This is a genomic window from Vibrio sp. SSH13-20 (assembly GCF_040104475.1).
In the GTDB taxonomy this organism is placed as follows: Bacteria; Pseudomonadota; Gammaproteobacteria; order Enterobacterales; family Vibrionaceae; genus Vibrio; species Vibrio harveyi.
The window spans coordinates 247,749-271,004 of sequence record NZ_JBECOU010000002.1 but is presented as its reverse complement, the minus strand read 5'-3'; the positions used below and the strand labels follow the sequence as shown (position 1 = coordinate 271,004).

Here is a 23,256-nt window from a genome sequence, read left to right as displayed (position 1 = left end):
TATAAATCCGAAAACTCCGTTCTCTGTAGTTATAACAAGAATGGAGTTTTATTTATGAATGCACGGATCGTCCTTCCCCTATCATTACTTTTTGTCTCTGCCACTTCACTTGCCAATCAAGAATCTTTTGGCATTGTGGGAGGCAGCGTTACCTATGGCGAAAACGTCTTTTCCGTCAAAGACAAACCTCAGTTTGGTGCCACCCCTAACTTGTTCTATTCCGGTCCTATCGGTTTTGTCGATGGTAGCTTAGCAAACTGGCAAGCGTTACCTTATGTGGGGCTATCAGCAAACTGGCGTTTCGCGGAAGTCTCCGATACGTTTGCCGATCTGCCAAACGGTATTGACGATCGTGATGGGAATGGTGAGCTTGGTATTACTTTAGGCACTGTTGGCGCGAGATTGACTTATCTGCATGATGTCACCTCAGAACATAATGGCTACGAAGTTCAATTGCATCTCGGTCGGACGCTAGAAACTTGGTTACCACCGTTTACCCTCACCCCCTTTCTAGAAGTCGATTACCGAGATAAAAAACTCTCTAACCATCTGTACAGTGTTTCAGCACAAGAAGCGACAGCATCAGGACTAAAAGAATTTAAGGCCGATTCTACTTTTGTTTATCAAGCCGGAGTTATTGGTTTGTATGAGTTCACACCATCTTGGATAGGCATTACAAAGGCTGAATTCATTCATCATGATAGTGAGAGTCCTTTGATTCAGCGTGATGTCGGTTGGTCATTTGAGCTCGGGCTGACGTATCGTTTTGCAGGGCTATAAGTAGACAAAAGCCTGCGATAAACGCAGGCTTTGATTGAGCTGAGTGAAGCTTCTAGTTAAGGCGTGTAGTACGTTGCCGCACCTGGACCTACTGGTAGACCGAATACGAATACCCATAGGTAGAATAGAATGCTCCAGCCAACAATGAAGACAATTGAGTAAGGTAGCATGGTAGCAATCAACGTACCGATACCTAAGTTCTTCATGTAGCGTGTGGCTACCGCGAGGATAAGACCGAAGTAGCTCATCATCGGTGTAATGATGTTCGTTGTTGAGTCACCAATACGGTAAGCCGCTTGAATAGTTTCAGGTGCGTAGCCCACCAGCATCAACATAGGTACGAAGATTGGCGCTGTTACTGCCCACTGTGCTGATGCCGAACCAATCATCAAATTGATGAAGCCACACATTAGGATGAAGGCGAAGAACAACATTGGACCAGTTAGACCAATTTCCTGCAGGAAGCTTGCGCCCGCAACCGCAAATACCTGACCGAAGTTTGTCCACTTGAAGAAAGCAACAAATTGAGCTGCGAAGAATACCAAAACAATGTACATACCCATTGAAGACATTGACTTCGACATTGCATCAATCACATCGCGATCATTTTTCATGGTGCCTACAACGCGACCATAAACAAAGCCTGGTACTGCAAAGAAAACAAAGATAAACGCAACAATACTCTTTAGGAATGGAGAGCCCGCAACCGTACCTGCATCAGAACGCAGAACACCATCAGCCGGAACGATAGTCCATGCCAGTAGTGCAGAAACGACCAATACTGCGATACCCGCCAGCTTAAGACCTTTCTTCTCGACGTCAGTCAAACCACCCATTTTATCTTGAGATAGGTCTTCTGCCGCTTCTTCATCATTGTATTTGCCAAGTTTTGGCTCAACGATTTTTTCAGTTACAAATGCGCCTGTAATCGCGATGAAGAAGGTAGAAACAAACATGAAGTACCAGTTTACTTCTGGACCAACGGTGTAAGTTGGGTCAATCATCTGCGCTGCTGTTTCAGTAATACCAGACAACAGAGGGTCAACCGTACCGATAAGTAGGTTGGCAGAATAGCCGCCAGATACACCAGCAAACGCAGCGGCTAGGCCAGCAAGTGGATGACGACCTAAAGAGTGGAACAGCATCGCCGCTAGTGGAATCAGTACCACGTAGCCAAGCTCAGAAGCCGTGTTTGAAATGATACCAGCGAAAACAACCGTTACTGTAACCATGCGCTGAGATGCGCCCATTACAAGACCGCGCATTGCAGCAGAAAGTAGACCAGAATGTTCTGCAATGGCAACACCAAGCATCGCAACCAGTACGGTACCTAACGGTGCGAAGCCTACGAAGTTTTTCACTAGGTTAGTTACAATCAGTTGTAAACCTTCAGCATTTAGCAAACTTACAACTTGGATCATGCCATCTGCAGCGCGACCCGGAGCACCTTCAGGGCGAGGATCAACAACGGAAACTTCAAAGTAACCAGCAATGCCGGACATAACTAGGATTGCAAGACAGAAAATGGCGAAAAGAGTGATTGGGTGGGGTAATAGGTTCCCCAAATATTCAACTGTATCTAAGAAGCGCGTAAATAGTGGCTTCTTTGGCGAGTTTTGTTTCATTGAAGCAGATGAACTCATCTGTTCCCTCCTTGTATTTATTCCTGCGCGTTTGTGACAAAAATGTCACAAAGCTTGCGCAGGGTACTCGACACAAGGGTTAAGTGAAAGTTCAAAACGTTACAGAATGTAACCAATAGTCGAACTTATGACCTATAATCGATAAAAATATAGTTATATCACCCACATATAGATCATAAATCAGAATTATAACTCATCACATTCCATAAATTACCACCATATTTATGGTTATTTCTGCACCGCCTTAAAACGTGGATTCGTTTTGCAAATCACGTATAAACGCCCTCTTCTTTTGACGATTTGACAATCAGGATGGCGGTTTTTTGCACTCTTTAATGACTTAACGACTTTCATCTCTTAATCCTTATCTTTGCCAAATTGCCCAAAACGACGATTGAAGTTCGCAATACGACCTTCTGCTTGTACTACACGTTGCTTCCCGGTATAGAACGGATGAGACGCAGACGATACATCGAGTGTGAAATATGGGTAAGTTTTGCCATCTTTCCATTCAATCGTTCGGTCGGTTTGCAACGTTGAACCCACAACAAAATATTCATCTACGCTAGTATCATGAAATACCACAGGTCGATATTCAGGATGGATACCTGGTTTCATATAACTTGTCCTTTTGATTAACTGTTATGTTATAACATTTTAATTAATAATCATTCTCAACAAGAAAAGCAAGCAAAATTTGTGATACTTTGCTCTTTAAACCCCAGTTAAAGATCCTACTCATGTATTCCATTGAGCCGATTGGCATTATCGAAAGCCCTTATAAAGAGAAATTCGCCGTTCCTCGCCAGCCTCGTTTAGTACCCGCAGCACGCTCGCGCGTTAAACTACAAGGTGCGGCAAATAGCCCCGAAGCCGTGCGTGGATTAGAGCAATTTTCTCACGTATGGTTACTGTTTTTGTTTGATCAGAATTTAGAAGCAGGATGGAAGCCGACGGTACGTCCCCCTCGTTTGGGCGGAAACGAACGTATTGGCGTGTTTGCTTCACGTTCTACCTTCAGACCCAACGGTATCGGCATGTCCGCAGTGGAGGTCAAAGGTATCAGTAAGAAAGGCGACCAGGTCTATTTAGATCTTGGTAACGTAGACCTAGTCGATGGCACACCAATTATCGATATTAAGCCATATATCCCTTACTCGGATTCGATTACAGAAGCACTGGGGGGTTACGCAGAAGAAGAGCCTGAAACATCTCAGGTAGACTTCTCTTCCATTGCACTGGAAACACTCGAAAAGCGTAACGATACTGGGTATGTGAAAACAGTTCTCGAGCAAGTTCTGGCACAAGATCCTCGTCCGGCTTACAAGAAAAACAAGCCTGACAGCAAGGAATATGCGGTAAATTTGTTCGATTTAAACGTCAAGTTCACGGTTAGCGATAACTTAATAACAGTTACTGCGATTGAAAGCTTTTGACAAAGGCATTTGGCTGATATTATAAGCGGCTAACCATTTTCCCCTCGTGGGACCTTCATACTCCTGCCCATTCTGGCTTGAGTATCTAACTTTAATAAACGGATAAATTTAATGCGTACCAGTAATTATCTTCTTTCTACTCTGAAGGAGACTCCAAACGACGCAGAAGTAGTGAGCCACCAGCTCATGCTACGCGCGGGTATGATCCGTAAGCTGGCTTCAGGTCTTTATACCTGGCTGCCTACTGGTCTACGTGTGCTGCGTAAAGTCGAAAACATCGTTCGTCAAGAAATCGACAATGCAGGTGCAGTCGAAACTTTGATGCCCGTTGTTCAGCCGTTTGAACTATGGGAAGAGACAGGTCGTTCTGAGAAGATGGGTCCTGAGCTACTTCGCTTTACTGACCGTCATACTCGTCCGTTTGTTCTTAGCCCTACAGCTGAAGAAGTGATCACTAGCCTTGTGCGTAACGAAGTGAGCTCTTACAAACAGCTTCCGCTAAACCTGTACCAAATCCAGACTAAATTCCGTGATGAACGTCGTCCACGTTTCGGCGTAATGCGTGCACGTGAATTCTGCATGATGGATGCATACAGCTTCGACATCGACAAAGAAGGTCTAGAGAAATCTTACCAAGCGATGCACGATGCTTACTGTAAAGCATTCGATCGCATGGGTCTTGAGTACCGTCCAGTACTTGCTGACTCTGGCGCTATCGGTGGTAGCGGCTCTCAAGAGTTCCACGTACTTGCTGAAAGCGGCGAAGACCTAATCGCATTCTCTACTGAGTCTGATTACGCAGCGAACATTGAAAAAGCAGAAGCAGCAGCGCCTGCGGGTGATCGCGCAGAGCCAACTCAAGAGATGACACTGGTTGATACACCAAACGCGAAAACAATCGCTGAACTTGTAGAGCAGCACGGTCTACCAATCGAGAAGACGGTTAAAACTCTATTCGTGAAAGCGTCTGACGAAGTTGATGCTGACATCATCGCTCTTATCGTTCGTGGTGACCACGAGCTAAACGAAGTGAAAGCAGAAAACCTACCTCAAGTTGCTTCTCCACTAGAGATGGCATCAGAAGAGGAAATGCGTGCACTTATCGGTGCTGGCGCTGGTTCTCTAGGCCCTGTAGGTCTTAAGCTACCATTCATCGTTGACCGCTCTGTTGCAGTAATGAGTGACTTCGGCGCGGGTGCAAACATCGACGGCAAACACTACTTCGGTATCAACTGGGGTCGTGACGTTGAACTAGGTCAAGTTGAAGATCTGCGTAACGTAGTAGAAGGCGATCCAAGCCCATGTGGTCAAGGTACGCTAATGCTTAAGCGTGGTATCGAAGTTGGTCACATCTTCCAACTAGGTAATGTTTACTCAGAAGCAATGAACTGTGGTGTTCTTGGTCCTGACGGTAAAAACGTAATCCTAGAAATGGGTTGCTATGGTATCGGTGTTTCACGTGTTGTTGCTTCTGCAATTGAGCAAAACCACGACAAATACGGCATCATTTGGCCAGACGCACTAGCGCCTTTCCAAATAGCTATCGTTCCTATGAACATGCACAAGTCTGAAGAAGTGAAAGAAGCGGCTGAGAAGCTGTACGCTGAACTGACGGCTATGGGTATCGAAGTACTATTCGATGACCGTAAAGAGCGCCCAGGCGTAATGTTCTCTGATATGGAACTTATCGGTATTCCTCACACTATCGTGATCGGCGATCGTTCAATGAAAGAAGGCAACTTCGAGTATAAGAACCGCCGCACTGGTGAGAAAACCGCAGTTGCAATGGCAGACATCGTTGAGCACGTTAAAGCTCAACTTCAATAAGCTGCACTAAGCACATTGTGCTAAATAGATAGCGATGAAAAGGGTTGGCTTCGGTCAGCCCTTTTTTACGTCTGTTTTTATGGGTATAGACCCTCTCTGATATTTGCGTTGTTAATCTTTGGTTCAGATTCATCACCTTACACTGGATTTAATCTAGTAAGGAGGTCACTCATGGATCTAAAAAGTCTTCTTAACCAAGCGCTCAAATCAGACCTACTCAAGCAAGGCGCCGATGCTCTTGGTAAACAAACTAACAATATCAAATCTTCATCGAGCTCTAACCAACTGAAAACACTTGGTGCGGGCGCAATTGGTGGCGGTCTTATCGGCATGCTAATGGGCTCTAAGAAAAGCAAAAAGATAGCGAAGAAAGTGGGCACTGGAGCTCTAAAAGTCGGTGGCGCAGCGGCGTTAGGTGCTTTGGCTTACAAAGTCTACAACGATTGGCAAGCGAAGCAGGATACGCAAGGCGTCAACGAAACCTTCGATCCTGATGACAACAAACACGCGAAACTGATCCTTAAAGCCATGATTGGTGCAGCCAAAGCTGATGGTCATGTCGATGAACAAGAAATGGCTCGTATCGAACAAGCCCTGACAGAAATGGGCGCGGACGAACACGTAAGACAACTGGTTCATCAAGAACTTCACAAGCCTCTTGATCCTGCAGAAATTGCGCGCTTGGCAACATCACCGCAACAAGCATCAGAAATTTATCTCGCGTCATTGATTGTGGCAGATGAACAAAACTTTATGGAAAAAGCCTACTTACAAGAGCTTGCGAAGCAGCTCAATCTTTCTCCAGAAGTCACACTTCAATTGGAAGCACAATTACAGTGATGAATGTTTGCTCAAGTTGTCTGTGAATTTGAGCCAAAACAATTCTCTGCTTTGAGTTTCAAAACGGCTATGTGTATATTTGAGAGCAGTTATCATTTATTAAGGATTTAGCCATGCAAGTATACGGCTGTTGTGATTTGGTTCGTGAGCTTTACGCTCAAATTGGTAGTGGCGACCAAGCTTACGTTCCTCAAGCAATCTCATGTGCAGTAAGAGCACTAAATGATGTTGCTGCTGACGAGTCTTTACCAAAAGACGTTCGTGATAAAGCAGCATTTGCTGCAGCAAACCTACTGATCTCTGATTTCGAGGATAAGTAATGAATCTAACGAACTTCGAATCCATGGATCCAATCATGCTGATGAGCATCGTCAACATGAAGCTGCGTGATGACTTTGGTGGTGATCTGGATAAGTTGGTTGCATTCTTTGATATCGACCGAGCAGCACTTGAAGCAAAACTAGCTACGGCGGGCTTTGACTTTCTGCCTGACGCTGGTCAGTTCCGTTAATCGCTAACCAATACGGACAACGTAAGCAACGAATAGAAAAAAGGGCTTGATGCATTCATCAAGCCCTTTTCTTTTGTGCTTTGCGTAAGCTGATTAGCCGAACGAAGCCCAGATAACTGTCGCGACCAGAATCGGACAAACAAACTTCACGTATGCCGGCCACAGCTTACCAAACCAACCTTGAGTGAACTCCGGACAGCCTTGCTCAAGTTCTTTAATCTTCGAGTGACGGTTCCATACCCAACCACCAAATAAACAGAACAATAACGCCGCCATAGGCTGTAAGTATTGCGTTGCGATAGTCGCAACCATGCCAAACAGAGCACCAAAGTTAAATACGATAACCACACTAAATAGCGCAATCAGACCACCTAAAACCCAACTCGTCGTGCTACGTTTGGTGTTAAATCGCTCACCCACCAATGCCACTGGGCATTCAAGCATCGAGATAGATGATGTCAGTGCCGCAATCGTCAGCAATAAAAAGAAGACGATTGAGAACAGTTGACCAAGCAAACCTAAGCTATCAAACATCAATGGCAGAACAGTAAATACCAGCGTATCAGAACTCAATAGCGAACCATCTTCTGCGTAGATTTGAACGCCTTTTTGCATCGCAACGAACATCGCAGGCATCACCACGAGACCCGCAATAAAGGCAACCGCGGTGTCTACCATGGTTACGTTCATTGCCATCTTCGGTAGGTTCTCTTTCTTGCTTAAGTAAGAGCCGTAAATAAGCATCGAGCAGCCACCAATGGTCAGAGAGAAGAAGCCCTGTCCCATTGCTGCAAGAATAAGCTTGCGATCCCATACTTTCTCGAAATCAGGCACTAGGTAGTGCTTCAAACCTTCCATCGCACCGTTTTGCGTCATGATGTAGATGAACAGCAGACCAAATAGAACAAACAGTGCAGGCATTAGTCGTGTAGACCATTTCTCAATGCCTTGCTTCACGCCGCCTTGTACGATCAAAATGGTTAATACATAAAATGTAATCGTACCAAACAAATTGCGCTCAACACTGAAGCCTTTCAACCATTGTGTTGCTGCCTCCATGCCCATAATGTCGGTAATAGCCCCCAACATAAAGCAAATCAACCAGCCGCCAACAATCGAGTAGAATGCCAAAACAGCACTTGGCACACTCAGACCAATCCAACCAACAAGACCACCAAGCTTTTTGCCTATTGGGTTGCCTGTTAGAGAGCGCATACTATCAACTGGGTTGGCTTGACCATGACGACCGATCGCCATTTCAACCACCAGCATTGGAAATGCAACGATAAGAATCATCACCAAGTAAACCAACAAGAAGGCACCACCACCGTTACTTGCTGCTTGAGTAGGAAAACCCCAAATGTTACCTAGACCCACCGCAGCACCAGCTGCCGCTAAAATGAATCCAAGACGAGAGCCAAAATGCTCACGAGGCTGAGAAGAAGTTTGTTGTGTCATACCACTCACACAAAATATCAATGAACTAGCTGACTAGTACACTATAGCAATATCGTCTACTCAACAAGAGTGATTAGGTTAATTACTCGACAATCGGATCAATTAGCAGACATTCAGTTTGTAAATTTCCACGTACATCTCATATTCACCACGTATCCGTTTTTGTCCTTTTGATGAATTTATAAATCAGCGTGAAGTGAGCCGAAAAATAATGAGTCGGTTTGTAAAGCATGAATAGTTCAGCGTGATTTCGTGTTGAAAAGTGAAACATAACGCTTCGATTTTCTCTCCTGAGGTCTATTTATCAACTAGTTATCTAACTATATCTGTTCATGTTCTTGCGAACATCGAGTAACTCAAGGAGAGAAAAATGAAGTTCACTCTACTGCATGGTGCAGTGATAGCGACCCTTAGTGTTAGCTATCAAGCTCAAGCCTACAATTGCCAAACTTTACCTGTATGGGATAACACAACGGTTTATAACTCCGGTGACCAAGTGCAAACCAAAGGGGCTGCGTATGAAGCGGCGTACTGGACACAAGGTAATGATCCGGTAAACAATTCAGGTCCATGGGAGGCTTGGAAAGGTCTTGGTCAATGTGATGGTGGCAGTACAAACCTACCTCCTACGGTGTCCTTCTCTTCTCCCGCGAATAATGCGCAAATCCCAGAAGGCAGCGTGATCACCTTATTAGCCAATGCCGCAGATGAAGATGGTCAAGTCGCTCAAGTTGAATTTCTTGCCGGGAACCAAACCGTAGCTATTGTAACCCAATCCCCGTTTCAAGCTGACTGGACAGCATTGGAGGGGGTCTCTCAGTTAACGGCGATCGCAACCGACAATGAAGGTGCCGTAACCACAACCAATGTGTCTATCTTCGTTCAACCACAAACCGAACTACCACCGCCAGTCGTTTCTCTAACGAACCCAACAGGCACAGAAACACCAAGTGTAGGTGACACTATTTCGGTAACCGCCGATGCAGCAGACAGCGATGGTTTAATCACCCAAGTTGAGTTCTTCATAAACAACCAATCGGTTGCCGTCGATACCACTGCACCGTACGAATACGTCTGGACTGCAGCAGTTGGAACTCATACCTTTAAAGCGCAAGCAACCGACGATTCAAACCTATCGACCATGAGTCAAGAAGTCTCACTCGTCGTGAGTGACTCCAACTCTGGTGGTTGTGCAGACGCCGTGCCTTATGTTGCCGGTAACCGCTATGAAGTCGGTACACTAGTCTCTAACCTCAACCAGAAATACCGCTGTGATGTTGCAGGTTGGTGTTCTTCTGATGCATCCTGGGCTTATGAACCGGGTGAAGGTTTGTACTGGCAAGATGCGTGGACTGGCTTAGGAGCCTGCTCAACGCCGCCTCAAGTTGCTATTACCGCACCAAGTGAAGGTCAAGTCTTACTTGCTGGTAGCAATGTTGAGATCTCAGCAGATGCCAGTGATGCAGATGGTAACGTGAGTCAAGTTGAGTTCTTTTCTAATAGCACCAGCTTAGGCGTGGTCGCTCAAGCCCCATATTCCGTTTTATGGAATGCAACGCTAGTTGGCACAAATCAACTTAAAGCCGTTGCAACAGACAACGATAATAATATTTCCGAGTCTGTTGTTAACGTGACAGTGAGTGACCAAGACTTGGTGATTTCATTGACGTCACCGAGTGCAGGTCAAACCGTAGGTTTAGGTAAAAATCTCGTCCTAAGCGCGGATGCAACCTCATTAACCTCCGGCGTTAAACACGTCGATTTTATGGTGAACGGAGCAATTGTCGCAACAGACACGACGGCACCTTACTCGACGAACTGGACACCAGCCGCGATAGGCAACTTTACGGTAAGCGCTCAAGCCACCGACCTTTCAGGCACAACAGCACTCTCTGATGCCGCTTCAATTACCGTGGTCGAGAAAACCGAGAAACGCCACAAGTTGATTGGTTACTGGCACAACTTCGTGAACGGCGCAGGCTGCCCTATCCGCTTAGCTGATATGTCTGATGCATGGGATGTGATTGATATTGCCTTTGCAGAAAATGACCGCAACAGCGATGGTACCGTACATTTCAACTTGTACTCTGGAGACATCTATAGTGATTGTCCTGCATTAGATCCAACCCAGTTCAAACAAGACATGGCTGCATTGCAAGCCAAAGGTAAGAAGTTTGTTCTATCTCTTGGTGGCGCTGAAGGTACGATTACACTGAACACCGACCAAGATGAAGCAAACTTTGTATCGAGCCTGACCGCACTGATTGCCGAATGGGGCTTCGATGGTTTGGATGTGGATCTAGAAAGTGGTTCTAACCTACTGCATGGTTCGCAAATCCAAGCGCGTTTAGGCCGAGCTTTGTTGCAAATTGAACAGAACATGGGCGGCGATATGTACCTCACCATGGCACCAGAACACCCTTACGTGCAAGGTGGCTATGTGGCTTACAGCGGCATCTGGGGCGCATACATTCCAGTGATCAATGAGACACGCAGCACGCTCGACCTACTACACGTACAGTTGTACAACAATGGTGGTTTGCCAAACCCTTACTTACCAGGATCGGCACCAGAAGGCTCAGTGGATATGATGGTGGCGCAATCTAAGATGTTGATTGAAGGCTTTGAATTAGCAGATGGCACCATGTTTGAGCCACTGCGTGATGACCAAGTCGCGATTGGCTTGCCATCGGGACCGAGCTCAGCTAACTCTGGTCAAGCACCAACACAGAACATCCTTGATGCGTTAGATTGCTTAACCAAGGGCACTTCATGTGGCACAGTGAAACCAGCGTTCAACTACCCGAACTACGCTGGTGTGATGACATGGTCAATCAATTGGGATGAGCACGATGGCTTTAACTTCTCAAAACCAGTGGGTGACAAGTTAACTCAAATGAATGCTGAATAACTCGAATAGATACTGAATAGTACCCATGTAAAAAGAGCGCCGATAATAGGCGCTCTTTGTTGTTTCTGCTTCGCAAATTAAATCGTGAAGACTTGATAGTCTTTTAGCTCTGGAATTTTCTTCAGCAGATCCTGTTCTTCACCAGCCATATCATCCAGTGATTCACACAAATCTTCCGCTTGTTTCTCTACGTCTTTCGAGTGCTCTGCTAGGCGTTCTTGTACCTTAGCTTGCAGTTCTGTCATGCTTTCAGACAGTGCAGTTAAATTCAAACCACCATCTTCTTTCATCTTGGCAGACAACGCATCAAAAGCGCTGGCTAGGAATTCTTTGTTGAAAATTTCTTGTGCCTTCTCGAAGTCCTTTGACCACGATTCTGTCATCGACTCAAAGCTGTCAGCAGGCAGAATAAAATCACCATCTTTGTAGTAACGCGCTTCCACATCTGCGAAGAAGTCCTTTATCGCGACTTTAACATTATCAAACGAGTCTGGCGCATCAAGACTGACCGCAATGTCATCAATAATGTCGTTCGCTAATGCTAAGCCATCACTTGCCAGTTGTTTTGCTTGGGGAATATAAGCATTCATCTTCTCGCGGTAATTCTCGATTGCCGCTTTCTGATCATCATCAAGCTCAATCAGTTCGCCTTTAATGAACAGGTTATTGTTTTCGTCGACAACCGCTTTTTCACCATTGGTATGTACGATTTCTAAGTTCTGACCATCCATACGAACTTCGTTGTTAATATCGACGCGACACTGGGCTGCATAGCCACTGGCGCTGATGGTCAACAATGAGAGTGTGAGCAGTTTCTTCATTACTTTCTCTTTTTTCATGATTATTCCGCTTAACTATAACAACCAACTATGGATACGATGTCAGCAAATCGTCACGACTTCATAACAATTTGTTTTATCGCCAATTTTCACATCAATCTCTTCCCCTTCTTCTCTGCCAATCAAAGCACGACCAAGGGGAGATTTTGGAGTAAGTACAAATACCTCTTTGCCTTGCCATTTAACAGTCAGTCCACCAGAGCAAGGACCGATAAAAAAGTTTTTTTCAACATCGTTCTCGTCGACTAATTCCACATAAGCACCAACCGCGATACGAGCATCGACAAAGTCACGTAGGACAAGAGCACGGTACTGACGAAGCTCTTCTTCACTTTCTTGCACACGCATCGCTTGCCCGTGCGCCAGATACGAAGCTTCAAGTGCTAGGGTGTCGTACTTGTGCTCTGGCACTGTTTCTTCATCGGTCGCGGCGTCAATGGCTCTTTGTGTCGAGGCGTGAGCAACGTGCAATTTATCTTCAAGTTGTTGAATGATTATTTGGACTAAATCAGCTTTGTTCATACTTTTAGGGCGCGCGTTAGGCACTCAGGGTGTGTTAATGTAACCCAGTTTATCATCAAACCAAGGTTTCCCTATTATGCAAAGTGCCTCGCTTCAGCAAACGCTTCAATCTGTGTTCGGATTTGACTCATTAAGACCCGGTCAACAGCCGGTGATTGAAGCAGTAATGAACGGACACTCGGCAGCAGCCATCTTTCCGACTGGTTCGGGGAAATCACTTTGCTACCAACTTCCTGCAACCCAGTTACCACACCTAACACTGGTGATTTCACCACTTCTTGCTCTGATGAAAGATCAGCTCGGTTTCCTGCAAAGTAAAGGCATAGCTGCGGCATCTATCGACAGTAGCCAAAGCCGAGAAGAAGCGCAGCAAGTTATGGCTGGCGTGAAGAATGGGCAGATTAAGATTTTGATGATTTCGGTAGAGCGGCTCAAGAACGAACGTTTTCGTGAATTCATTCGTCAGATTCCGCTCTCTTTGATGGTGGTCGATGAAGCACACTGTATCTCGGAATGGGGTCATAACTTCCGTCCTGACTACCTTAAACTGCCACAATACCAACGTGAACTGAATATCCCTCAAACGCTCTTGCTAACCGCAACGGCAACGCCAGCGGTTATCGAGGACATGCAAAACAAGTTTAATATCGCTGGTGAGAACATTACGGTTACTGGCTTCTATCGTCCTAATCTCGATATTTCTGTGGTGCCTTGCGACGAAGAAAATAAGCAAACGCAACTGAATGACATCATTGCTGCAACACCTAAACTACCGAGCATCGTGTATGTCACTCAGCAACAGACCGCTGAGCAAGTTGCCAGCTCTCTTATCCGTTTAGGCATCAATGCTCACGCTTATCATGCGGGTATGAAGAGCGACATTCGTGAGAAAATTCAACAACAGTTTATGGACTCGCAAATCGACTGCATTGTCGCAACAATCGCATTTGGGATGGGGGTAGATAAATCTGATATTCGCCGTGTTATTCACTTCGATTTACCAAAATCTATCGAAAACTACGCACAAGAAATTGGGCGCGCCGGACGTGATGGACAGCGTTCGGAGTGTATTCTTTTGGGCAATACCTCCGGCTTAACGGTATTAGAGAACTTTGTTTACGGTGACACGCCAGAGCCAAGCTCAATCAATTATGTACTGGAGCAAATTCGCGAGAACACTCCGCAGTGGGAGGTGATGGCGTTGCGATTGTCTCGCGACAGCAACATTCGCCAACTTCCGCTAAAAACCTTATTAGTTTACCTAGAACTGGCAAAAGTAATTGAAGCCAAATACAGTTATTTCGCAGAATATCGCTTCAAGTTTTTACAAGAACAAAGTTTCATCCTCAATCAGTTCCAAGGCGAGAGACGTCAGTTTGTTGAAGCCATTTTTGCTTGTTCAACCAAAGCCAAAGTATGGTGCCAAGTGGATTTAGAAGCATTATGGATGAACTATCAGTCTGAGCGCAGCCGTGTAGTTGCGGCGCTAGATTACTTCCACCAAAATGGCTGGATTGAATTAGAAAGCAAACAGCTTACGGATGTGTACTCGGTTCTCCCTGCCACTCAAAGCCAAGAAGCTATCTCTCAGCATTTAATTGAGTTGTTCCAATCCAAAGAACACAAGGACATTGAACGAATTCATACTATGTTGAGTCTGTTCCAATCGTCAGACTGTTTAAGTCACCAACTGGCGCAGTACTTTGCCGATCACGATGCTCCAACTCAATGTGGTCACTGTTCAGTGTGTCGTGGACAAGTCGCATCTTTTCCTCAACCACAACAAACACAACCTGAATTGGCACACCTATCCACTTGGGTTGATGAATTTGTCCAGCTTTCACCAACGGCGATTAGCAATGCAGCTGTCGCACGCTTCTTATGTGGAATTAGCACACCAATTATCACGCAACTGAAAGCGAGCAAGTTACGCGGTTATGGGTCAATGGCAAATGTTTCTTTTGAACAAGTACTAAAGCAGGTTGAATTAGCGCGAGCTTAGAAGAAACTCAATTGACGCGCTTGTTGCTCAGGCTTGAGCATCACACTTAAGCCTAATAAGCGTATCTCTCGACCATTTTGGCGCTTGAGTATATCTCTTAACAGTTCTTTAAAGTCATCGAGCTCTAACTGAGGGTGGATGTGCTCAATCGTCGTGAGTTGAAAATCGGCAAATTTGAGTTTAATACCCTGTTTGATAATAGACTTATCTGGACTGGCTTTTTCCAAACGTTTCTCTAGTTCAGGGTAGAGCTTGTCTTCAATCACCTGCCAGCATTCATCGTAAGTCACAATGTTTTCGCTAAAGGTGCGCTCGACCCCAACCGACTTACGTTCACGCTCAACCACCACTTCACGATCGTCGATGCCATGACTACGTTTCCAAAGCGAAGCACCTTGGCGTCCAAATTGACGTAGCAGCTCACGATAGTCGCTGTTTTTGATATCCTCACATAGGTAAAAGCCCGCTTGATGTAGCTTCTCCAAGCTCACTTTACCAACTCCTGGAATCTTTTCTAACGGCAGTTTGTCTACGACTTCTTGAACCTTTTCTGGCGGAATAACAAATTGTCCATTGGGTTTATTCATGTCTGAAGCCACTTTGGCAAGAAACTTAATCGGTGCAATACCTGCCGATGCAGTAAGTCCAAGCTCATTCCAGATATCATTGCGGATCGATTCTGCGATTAAGGTTGCAGAACCCCGACAAGCAGTCGAGTCAGTCACATCAAGATACGCCTCATCAAGTGATAGTGGCTCGATAAGTGGCGTGTATCGCTCGAAAATGGTACGGATCTGTTGGGATACTTGTTTGTATACGTGCATTCGTCCCGGGACGACGAGCAAATGGGGGCAAAGTTGAAGCGCTCTGGCTGTTGGCATCGCACTGCGCACACCGAATTTACGCGCTTCATAGTTACAGGTGCTGATCACGCCGCGTTGTTTCTCATGACCGCCAACGGCAAGCGCAATACCACGACAACTGGGGTTGTCACGCATCTCGACCGCTGCATAAAAGCAATCCATATCAACGTGAATTATTTTTCTGACTCGCTCAATCACGTTCCGCACACAAATAAACACTGTTTAAAAAAACAGTATAGCTGTAAATACACGTATTGGAAATAGTGTTATCTGGAGTCAGGTAGCAACAATTTTTCATGGCATTAAAGTGACATTTCATTATTATTGACTTCTATAACACTAAAGTTGATTTATATACGAAAGTAGGGAAACTTTTTGAGTAATAAAATACTGGTCGTCGAAGACAGTCGCGCCTTTAATAACTACTTACAACAAATCTTAAATCAGGCGGGTTATGAAGTACTTGCTGCCGAAAGCTATGCGGAAGCACAATCTATTTTAACGTCTCAGCCTGAGCTTCTCTGTGCAGTTTTAGATTACTGCTTACCGGATGCGCAGGACGGTGAGATCATCGATTTAGTCCTTTCTCACCAACAAAAAGTCATCGTGCTTACGGCGATGTTGCAAGATGATGCTCGTGAAAAGATGCTGGCAAAAGGCGTACTCGATTACATCTTAAAAGACAGCATGGCCTCCGTTTCTTACCTTCTTCCTCTGATTAAACGCCTGACCAACAACCAGCAACACAAATGTCTGGTTGTTGATGACTCAATGACGGTTCGCCGCCATGTCGTACAATTACTTGAGCATCAATACATCCAGACATTGCAAGCCGAGAATGGTCAACAAGCAATCGAAGTTATTGAACAAAATCCAGATATTACCTTGGTTCTGACCGACCATGATATGCCAATCAAAGATGGCATCACTATGATCCGAGAGCTTCGCCAAAAGCTCGATAAAAACCAATTGGCGATCCTTGGGATCTCTGGAAGTGATGACCACTCAATGACAGCGCGCTTTCTAAAAGCGGGAGCAAACGACTTTCTGTACAAGCCTTTTAATCAAGAGGAGTTCTTTTGTCGGGTCCATCAAATCTTGGATATGAAAGAAGCCACAACAGATTTATTTAGAATGGCGAACCAAGATTCACTCACTGGCTTATGGAACCGTCGCTTTCTATTTGGGCAAACATGTGACAGCGATGAGCAACGCAATATTGCTATGCTAGATATCGATTTCTTTAAGAAAGTGAATGATAACTATGGTCATGATGGGGGCGATGCTGCACTTGTTATGGTCGCCAATATATTAAAAATCTATTTTCCTGATGATGTGATTGCACGATTCGGGGGTGAAGAGTTTTGCATCCAAGCCTACGGCAGCTACGACGACTTTGTGACACGTTTAGAGCAAATGCGTCAACGCGTAGAGAAAACTCCGATTCCTTATCAAGATGACCAGATTCAAGTAACCATCAGCGTCGGTGTTTCAAACATCAAGGGCAATTTAGATCAGCAAATTAAAGTCGCGGATGACCGTTTGTATCAAGCGAAAGGAAACGGGCGGAATCAAACCGTATCTCAGTAGACGGCACTTAATGTCACCAACCTAATTCAATATTCAAACAGAAACCAAAGCCGAAAAAACAAAACCCAGCCATTGGCTGGGTTTTATCATTCTTATTATCGCATATTAAGCAATGCGATCTTTTTCCCATGCAGCAAGCTTCTCAGCGCGGGCTGCTTCACGTGCTTCACGCTTCTTACGTGCATCACATGGTTCTGGGCAGTTACATACTTTCTCAATACCAACCGCACCCAGACCGCCACAGCTGCCTTTCACGACCTTCTTTTGGAAGATGTAACCAACTGCCATCGCTGCAATTACCGCAACAAAGACAGCAAAAGTAATTAGAAATGTACTCATAAGGACATGCTCACTTCTGTTGTTATTTCTTCATGAACGGCTTGTATGCTTCCGAAGCCAGCTCTTTAAAACCATCATCCGTTTTCACAATCATGAAAACAGGAATATTATTCTCATTTGCGATTTCCATGCCTTTGTCTTCACCTAGCACCATAAGACCAGTTGCAAGACCATCAGCTGTCATCGACGATTTATCCAGTACCGTTACAGACACCACCTTATGATGGATTGGTTTGCCCGTATGCGGGTTAATGATATGAGAGTATCGCACACCATTGCTCTCAAAGTAATTACGATAGTCACCGCTTGTTGCAATTGCCATGTCACCTGGTTCAATAATCTCTTGAATTGAACGCTCATCAACGGTTGGTTTTTCAATCGCAATACGCCATGGCACACCTTCACGGTTTATGCCTTTCAAACGCATTTCACCGCCAACTTCCACCATGTAGTTATGAATGCCTTCTGATTGCAGGTAATCTGCCACAACATCCACACCCCAACCTTTGGCAATCGTCGATAAGTCAACGTACAAGTTTGGAATATCTTTCGACAGCTTGTTACCTTCAACAGAAAGGTGATGGATACCAGTATTCGCTTTACGAGCTGCTAGCTCTTCATCTGTTGGAACCACATCTGGGCGCGCTTCTGGACCAAAGCCCCATAGGTTCACTAGTGGACCTACGGTTACGTCTAATGCACCTAGAGTAAGACCGTTCAAGCGAATCGCTTCTTTCACTACCGTTGCTGTTTGTGGCGATACTTCAAATGGCTCGCTAGTTTTATGTTGATTAAAACGGCTAAGCTCTGAATCTTCACGGTAAGTCGACATTTGATCGTTCACTTCTTCTAGCAATCGATCGATTTCAGTCTGAAGCGCTTCTGGTGAAGGTAAACCATCTTGCTCGATGTATTTAATGTTGTAAGTAGTCCCCATCGTTGGACCACTTAAATGAATTTGATCCGCAGGCTGCTCACAGCCAGCCAAAACCAATAGAGAAGCGAATGCAACAAGCCACTTTTTCACTTGTTTACTCCTATTATCGTTAAATTGATATGGAAAATGGGTTCTCTTGAGATAAACCGATTTCCTATATCAACTGTTGAATATCATTTTGTTTTTTTTACAAAAAATAATGGCTAGCCCTTATAGAGCTAGCCATAGATTCAATCACTTGGGAGGATTAACCACCGAAGTCATCTAGAAGGATGTTCTCATCCTCTACACCTAGATCTTTTAGCATGCCGATTACAGCAGCGTTCATCATAGGTGGACCACACATGTAGTATTCACAGTCTTCTGGCGCTTCATGATCACGTAGGTAGTTCTCGTAAAGAACATTGTGAATGAAGCCAGTGTAACCATCCCAGTTATCTTCTGGCATAGGGTCAGACAGTGCACAGTGCCATACGAAGTTATCGTTCTCAGCCGCTAGGCCATCGAAGTCTTCTACGTAGAACATTTCACGCTTAGAACGTGCACCGTACCAGAATGACATCTTACGCTTAGAGTGCAGACGTTTTAGCTGGTCGAAGATATGAGAACGCATTGGAGCCATACCTGCACCACCACCAACGAATACCATTTCAGCATCAGTGTCTTTCGCGAAGAACTCACCGAACGGACCTGAAATCGTACACTTGTCGCCTTCTTTTAGAGACCAGATGAACGATGACATGATACCAGGTGGTACATCAGGATTATTAGGCGGCGGCGTAGCGATACGCACGTTCAGCATAATAATACCTTCTTCTTCTGGGTAGTTAGCCATTGAGTAAGCACGGATCGTTTCTTCGTTTACCTTAGACTCGTAACGGAACAAGTTAAATTTGTCCCAATCTTCACGGTACTCTTCAGGTACATCGAAGTCAGCGTACTTAACGTGGTGAGCTGGCGCTTCAATCTGGATGTAACCACCAGCACGGAAAGGTACTGATTCGCCATCTGGAATTTGTAGCTTAAGCTCTTTGATGAATGTCGCTTTGTTATCGTTAGAGATAACTGTACATTCCCACTTCTTAACGCCGAAGATCTCTTCAGGAAGCTCGATGTCCATGTCAGTTTTCATTGCAACCTGACACGCTAGACGCTCACCTTCACGTGCTTCACCTTTAGTAATATGGTCAAGCTCGGTAGGTAGGATGTCACCACCACCTGATTTAACTTTTACGCGACACTGACCACAAGAGCCACCGCCACCACAAGCAGAAGATACGAATACGCCAGCACCAGCTAACGCAGATAGTAGCTTACCACCTGGTTGTGTAACGATCGCCAGTGAAGGGTCATCGTTCACAGAAATTGTAATGTCACCTGTTGGTACAAGCTTAGACTTAGCGAAAAGAATCACTAGTACTAGCGCAAGTACGATCAGAGTAAACATCACTACACCAAGAATAATGTCCATTGACTATTCCTTAATTGTTGCGGTTTACCCGACTTACAGTTGAACACCAGAGAAAGACATAAAGCCTAACGCCATAAGACCTACAGTGATAAACGTGATGCCTAGACCACGTAGACCTGGAGGTACATCTGAGTACTTCATCTTCTCACGGATACCTGCAAGAGCGACGATCGCTAGCATCCAGCCCACACCAGAACCGAAACCGTAAACAACAGATTCAGCAAAGTTGTAGTCACGTTGTACCATGAAAGATACACCACCGAAGATCGCACAGTTTACTGTGATCAGCGGTAGGAAGATGCCTAGCGCGTTGTACAAAGGTGGGAAGAAACGGTCAAGAACCATCTCTAGGATCTGTACAAGTGCTGCGATTACACCGATGAAGGTGATGAAGTTTAGGAAGCTAAGGTCTACGCCCTCAACTAACGCGTTCTCTTTCAGAACTAGGTTGTAAACTAGGTTGTTCACAGGAACCGCGATAGTTAGTACTACCACTACTGCAACACCTAGACCGAAAGAGGTCTTAACTTTCTTAGATACGGCAAGGAAAGTACACATACCTAGGAAGAAAGACAGTGCCATGTTTTCGATGAAAATCGATTTAACTAGCAGACTGATGTAATGTTCCATGACGCCCTTACTCCTTCGCTTCTACTTGTTCTGGTTTCAGAATACGGATTACCCAGATTAGGAAGCCGATTAGGAAGAATGCAGATGGTGCTAGTAGCATCAGACCGTTTGGCTGGTACCAACCACCGTTGCTCACTAGAGGTAGAACTTCCATGCCGAATAGCTTGCCTGAACCGAATAGTTCACGGAAGAAACCTACAGTGATAAGAACGAAGCCGTAACCTAGACCGTTACCGATACCATCAATTAGCGATGGGATTGGCGCAGATTTCATTGCGAATGCTTCAGCACGACCCATTACGATACAGTTCGTGATGATAAGACCTACGAATACAGATAGCTGTTTAGAGATATCGTATAGGTAAGCTTTAAGCACTTGGTCTACCACGATTACTAGCGATGCGATGATTGCCATCTGAACGATGATACGCACACTGTTAGGAATGTGGTTACGGATCAGAGAAACAGAGAAGTTAGACAATGCAGTTACGAAAGTTACCGCTAGTGTCATTACAAATGCTGTTTCTAGTTTAGTTGTTACTGCAAGAGCAGAACATACACCAAGAACCTGCAGCGCGATCGGGTTGTTATCCAACACCGGCGCCATAATGCTCTTTTTAATGTTTTGTGCGCTAGACATTAGTTCAGACCTCCGTCACGAACTTTTGCTAGGAAAGGACCAAAGCCCATGTCACCTAACCAGAAGTCAAATGTACCTTGAACACCGTTACCAGTTAGTGTCGCACCAGATAGGCCATCAACGCCGTGTTCAGAACCTTCTGGAGCACCACCTTTAACAATCTTGATTGCTGGTTTGTGGTTCTCGTCGAATAGTTTCTTACCAACGAATTGAGCACGCCATGCTGGGTTTTCTACTTCACCACCAAGTCCAGGAGTTTCACCTTGCTCGTAGTAAGTAATACCAGACACAGTGTTACCGTCAGTTTCAACCGCAACGAATGCGTACATCATAGACCATAGACCGTTACCGTGAACTGGGATGATAACTTTAGAAATGTCATCACCACTTTTCACTAGGTAAACGATACCTGTGTTAGCACGACGTAGGATCTTAGCTTTGTCTTCATCAGCCGTTAGCTTGATAGACTCAGCAGGATCTTTAGCTGCTTTACGTTGGTCGTAGTTAGCTGCTGTAGAGCCGTCTTCAGCTTTCTCTACAAAATCACCAGTTTTGAAGTCAACTAGACGAGGTTCGATGTACTCAGCAAATAGCTCAGGAACTTTCTTACCTTCAGCGTCGATACCCGCAACTTCGATGATCTTAGATTGCTTATCTAGTACAGCGTTAGCTTTTTGCTGGTCACGCAGACCCACTGCTGCTGTTGATACGATGATTGAACAAACAAGGCTCAACCCGACAACAACACCCAGCGTCTTTTTAATGCTGTCGTTATTACTTGCCATAGCGTGCTAGTCTCCGCTTGATGTTCTTCTCGATAACTACATGGTCGAACAGAGGTGCGAACAGGTTCGCGAATAGAATCGCCAGCATCATACCCTCTGGGTAAGCCGGGTTAACTACACGGATCATCACACACATTGCACCGATTAGGATGCCGTACCACCATTTACCACCGTTAGTAAATGAAGCTGATACTGGGTCAGTTGCCATGAAGAACATACCGAATGCAAAACCACCTAGAACTAGGTGCCAGTGCCATGGCATGTTGAACATTGGGTTGGTGTCAGAACCGATCACGTTGAATAGTGTCGATACTGCGATCATACCGATCATTACACCTGCGATGATGCGCCATGAAGCGATTCGCATGTAAACGATCATCGCTGCACCGATCATTAGAGCAAGCGTTGATACTTCACCAATTGAGCCTGGGATGTTACCGATGAATGCATCCATCCAAGTGATAGGAGCGCCAGTGATGTTGTTGATCAATGCGCCGCTACCGCCGTGAGCCCATTGGCTAAGAGCAGTTGCACCAGAGAAGCCGTCAGCCGCAGTCCATACTACGTCACCCGAGATTTGCGCTGGGTAAGCGAAGAATAGGAAAGCACGACCTGCAAGAGCAGGGTTCAGGAAGTTACGACCTGTACCACCGAAGATCTCTTTAGCAACAACAACACCAAATGTGATACCTAGTGCCGCTTGCCATAAAGGTAGCGTTGGTGGAACGATAAGTGCGAACAGGATAGAAGTTACAAAGAAACCTTCGTTAACTTCGTGCTTACGCACCATACAGAAAAGCACTTCCCAGAAACCACCAACAATAAATACTGTTGCGTAGATTGGTAGGAAGTAAGTCGCACCTAGTAGCATCTTACTGCCAACGCCAGCTTCCGCACCGATGGTGCCACCAAGCATTTCTGTTAGCCAGTAGTGCCAGTTACCTGCGATAACTGTCGCTAGTTGGTCACCAGCGTACATGTGGTTAAGTGCTGCGATAGCTTGACCACCCGCATTGTACATACCCCAGAACATTGCTGGGAATACTGCGAACCAAACCATGATCATGATACGTTTTAAGTCAACGCTATCACGAACGTGCGAGCTACGTTTTGTTACTAGACCTGGCGTGTAGAATAGTGTTGCTGCTGCTTCGTACAGTGCAAACCACTTTTCGTGCTTACCGCCTGGTTCAAAATGATGCTCGATATCCTCAATGAATTTCTTAAGCATG

At 45.3% G+C, this 23,256-nt stretch carries 23 protein-coding genes; 9 read left to right on the top strand and 14 right to left on the bottom strand.

Annotated elements, in window-relative coordinates:
* Positions 1–54 precede the first annotated feature (54 nt).
* Complete coding sequence (locus ABMY42_RS06420; RefSeq protein ID WP_349266139.1) at positions 55–780, top strand: MipA/OmpV family protein; 726 nt, start codon at positions 55–57, stop codon at positions 778–780.
* Between the two features lie 56 nt (positions 781–836).
* Here ABMY42_RS06420 and ABMY42_RS06415 read toward each other — a convergent pair whose 3' ends face one another.
* The 3 genes from ABMY42_RS06415 to ABMY42_RS06405 all read right to left on the bottom strand — a co-directional run bounded on the left by ABMY42_RS06415 (position 837) and on the right by ABMY42_RS06405 (position 3,041).
* Complete coding sequence (locus tag ABMY42_RS06415; protein WP_029790433.1) at positions 837–2,423, bottom strand: AbgT family transporter; 1,587 nt, start codon at positions 2,421–2,423, stop codon at positions 837–839.
* 228 nt (positions 2,424–2,651) lie between these two features.
* Entirely contained in the window at positions 2,652–2,777 is a 126-nt protein-coding gene (gene ykgO / locus ABMY42_RS06410) for a type B 50S ribosomal protein L36 (RefSeq protein WP_004744821.1), read from the bottom strand.
* Between the two features lie 3 nt (positions 2,778–2,780).
* Positions 2,781–3,041: a type B 50S ribosomal protein L31 gene (locus ABMY42_RS06405; RefSeq protein ID WP_005446212.1), complete on the bottom strand. Its 261-nt coding sequence runs from the start codon at positions 3,039–3,041 to the stop codon at positions 2,781–2,783.
* 122 nt (positions 3,042–3,163) lie between these two features.
* Here ABMY42_RS06405 and tsaA point away from each other — a divergent pair, with 122 nt between their 5' ends.
* The 5 genes from tsaA (at position 3,164) to ABMY42_RS06380 (ending at position 7,037) form a co-directional block, all read left to right on the top strand.
* Positions 3,164–3,859 carry a tRNA (N6-threonylcarbamoyladenosine(37)-N6)-methyltransferase TrmO gene (gene tsaA / locus ABMY42_RS06400; RefSeq protein WP_281187732.1) on the top strand — a complete coding sequence of 232 codons (696 nt, stop codon included), beginning with the start codon at positions 3,164–3,166 and terminating at the stop codon, positions 3,857–3,859.
* 111 nt (positions 3,860–3,970) lie between these two features.
* A complete protein-coding gene (locus ABMY42_RS06395; RefSeq protein WP_349266138.1) occupies positions 3,971–5,686 on the top strand; it encodes a proline--tRNA ligase in 1,716 nt (571 codons plus the stop codon).
* Between the two features lie 171 nt (positions 5,687–5,857).
* The gene (locus tag ABMY42_RS06390; protein ID WP_349266137.1) at positions 5,858–6,526 is read left to right on the top strand and encodes a tellurite resistance TerB family protein; all 669 of its coding nucleotides are present in this window, start codon (positions 5,858–5,860) and stop codon (positions 6,524–6,526) included.
* A gap of 113 nt (positions 6,527–6,639) precedes the next feature.
* Positions 6,640–6,846 carry a YaeP family protein gene (locus ABMY42_RS06385; RefSeq protein WP_005446221.1) on the top strand — a complete coding sequence of 69 codons (207 nt, stop codon included), beginning with the start codon at positions 6,640–6,642 and terminating at the stop codon, positions 6,844–6,846.
* Positions 6,846–7,037, top strand: a complete 192-nt coding sequence (locus ABMY42_RS06380; protein WP_009698654.1) for a DUF4250 domain-containing protein — start codon at positions 6,846–6,848, stop codon at positions 7,035–7,037. Before ABMY42_RS06385 ends, ABMY42_RS06380 begins: the two co-directional genes overlap by 1 nt.
* Positions 7,038–7,130: 93 nt before the next feature.
* Here ABMY42_RS06380 and ABMY42_RS06375 read toward each other — a convergent pair whose 3' ends face one another.
* Positions 7,131–8,495 carry a sodium-dependent transporter gene (locus ABMY42_RS06375; RefSeq protein WP_005446225.1) on the bottom strand — a complete coding sequence of 455 codons (1,365 nt, stop codon included), beginning with the start codon at positions 8,493–8,495 and terminating at the stop codon, positions 7,131–7,133.
* A gap of 370 nt (positions 8,496–8,865) precedes the next feature.
* Between ABMY42_RS06375 and ABMY42_RS06370 the strand changes: the two genes are divergently transcribed.
* The gene (locus ABMY42_RS06370; RefSeq protein ID WP_349266136.1) at positions 8,866–11,406 is read left to right on the top strand and encodes an Ig-like domain-containing protein; all 2,541 of its coding nucleotides are present in this window, start codon (positions 8,866–8,868) and stop codon (positions 11,404–11,406) included.
* Positions 11,407–11,483: 77 nt separating this feature from the next.
* Here the strand turns inward: ABMY42_RS06370 and ABMY42_RS06365 are convergent, their stop codons facing one another.
* Both ABMY42_RS06365 and ABMY42_RS06360 read right to left on the bottom strand, forming a co-directional pair.
* On the bottom strand, positions 11,484–12,227 hold the full coding sequence (locus tag ABMY42_RS06365; protein ID WP_080993190.1) for a YggN family protein: 744 nt from the start codon (positions 12,225–12,227) through the stop codon (positions 11,484–11,486).
* A 60-nt stretch (positions 12,228–12,287) separates the two neighbouring features.
* Positions 12,288–12,767: a GreA/GreB family elongation factor gene (locus ABMY42_RS06360; protein ID WP_050936024.1), complete on the bottom strand. Its 480-nt coding sequence runs from the start codon at positions 12,765–12,767 to the stop codon at positions 12,288–12,290.
* A 76-nt stretch (positions 12,768–12,843) separates the two neighbouring features.
* On the opposite strand from ABMY42_RS06360, the gene ABMY42_RS06355 reads away from it, so the two are divergent.
* A complete protein-coding gene (locus ABMY42_RS06355) occupies positions 12,844–14,769 on the top strand; it encodes a RecQ family ATP-dependent DNA helicase (protein WP_009698657.1) in 1,926 nt (641 codons plus the stop codon).
* Here the strand turns inward: ABMY42_RS06355 and dinB are convergent.
* A complete protein-coding gene (dinB, locus tag ABMY42_RS06350) occupies positions 14,766–15,794 on the bottom strand; it encodes a DNA polymerase IV (protein WP_349266135.1) in 1,029 nt (342 codons plus the stop codon). The two genes, ABMY42_RS06355 and dinB, sit on opposite strands and share 4 nt — an antisense overlap.
* Positions 15,795–16,007: 213 nt before the next feature.
* On the opposite strand from dinB, the gene ABMY42_RS06345 reads away from it, so the two are divergent.
* Complete coding sequence (locus ABMY42_RS06345; RefSeq protein WP_038898376.1) at positions 16,008–17,222, top strand: diguanylate cyclase; 1,215 nt, start codon at positions 16,008–16,010, stop codon at positions 17,220–17,222.
* A 105-nt stretch (positions 17,223–17,327) separates the two neighbouring features.
* On the opposite strand, the gene nqrM is transcribed toward ABMY42_RS06345, so the two are convergent.
* The 7 genes from nqrM to ABMY42_RS06310 all read right to left on the bottom strand — a co-directional run bounded on the left by nqrM (position 17,328) and on the right by ABMY42_RS06310 (position 23,255).
* Positions 17,328–17,561, bottom strand: coding sequence for a (Na+)-NQR maturation NqrM (nqrM, locus tag ABMY42_RS06340; RefSeq protein ID WP_005436655.1), 234 nt, complete (start codon positions 17,559–17,561; stop codon positions 17,328–17,330).
* A gap of 22 nt (positions 17,562–17,583) precedes the next feature.
* Positions 17,584–18,588 (bottom strand): FAD:protein FMN transferase, encoded by a 1,005-nt coding sequence (locus tag ABMY42_RS06335; RefSeq protein ID WP_017817737.1) that lies wholly within the window; start codon positions 18,586–18,588, stop codon positions 17,584–17,586.
* 157 nt (positions 18,589–18,745) lie between these two features.
* Complete coding sequence (gene nqrF, locus ABMY42_RS06330) at positions 18,746–19,969, bottom strand: NADH:ubiquinone reductase (Na(+)-transporting) subunit F (RefSeq protein WP_009698660.1); 1,224 nt, start codon at positions 19,967–19,969, stop codon at positions 18,746–18,748.
* Between the two features lie 33 nt (positions 19,970–20,002).
* A complete protein-coding gene (gene nqrE / locus ABMY42_RS06325) occupies positions 20,003–20,599 on the bottom strand; it encodes an NADH:ubiquinone reductase (Na(+)-transporting) subunit E (RefSeq protein WP_005436652.1) in 597 nt (198 codons plus the stop codon).
* 7 nt (positions 20,600–20,606) lie between these two features.
* A complete protein-coding gene (locus ABMY42_RS06320; protein WP_005450954.1) occupies positions 20,607–21,239 on the bottom strand; it encodes an NADH:ubiquinone reductase (Na(+)-transporting) subunit D in 633 nt (210 codons plus the stop codon).
* Complete coding sequence (locus tag ABMY42_RS06315) at positions 21,239–22,024, bottom strand: Na(+)-translocating NADH-quinone reductase subunit C (protein WP_005450952.1); 786 nt, start codon at positions 22,022–22,024, stop codon at positions 21,239–21,241. Before ABMY42_RS06315 ends, ABMY42_RS06320 begins: the two co-directional genes overlap by 1 nt.
* Positions 22,014–23,255, bottom strand: a complete 1,242-nt coding sequence (locus ABMY42_RS06310; protein WP_005427308.1) for an NADH:ubiquinone reductase (Na(+)-transporting) subunit B — start codon at positions 23,253–23,255, stop codon at positions 22,014–22,016. The genes ABMY42_RS06315 and ABMY42_RS06310 overlap by 11 nt, the downstream gene beginning before the upstream one ends.
* Position 23,256: the final 1 nt, after the last annotated feature.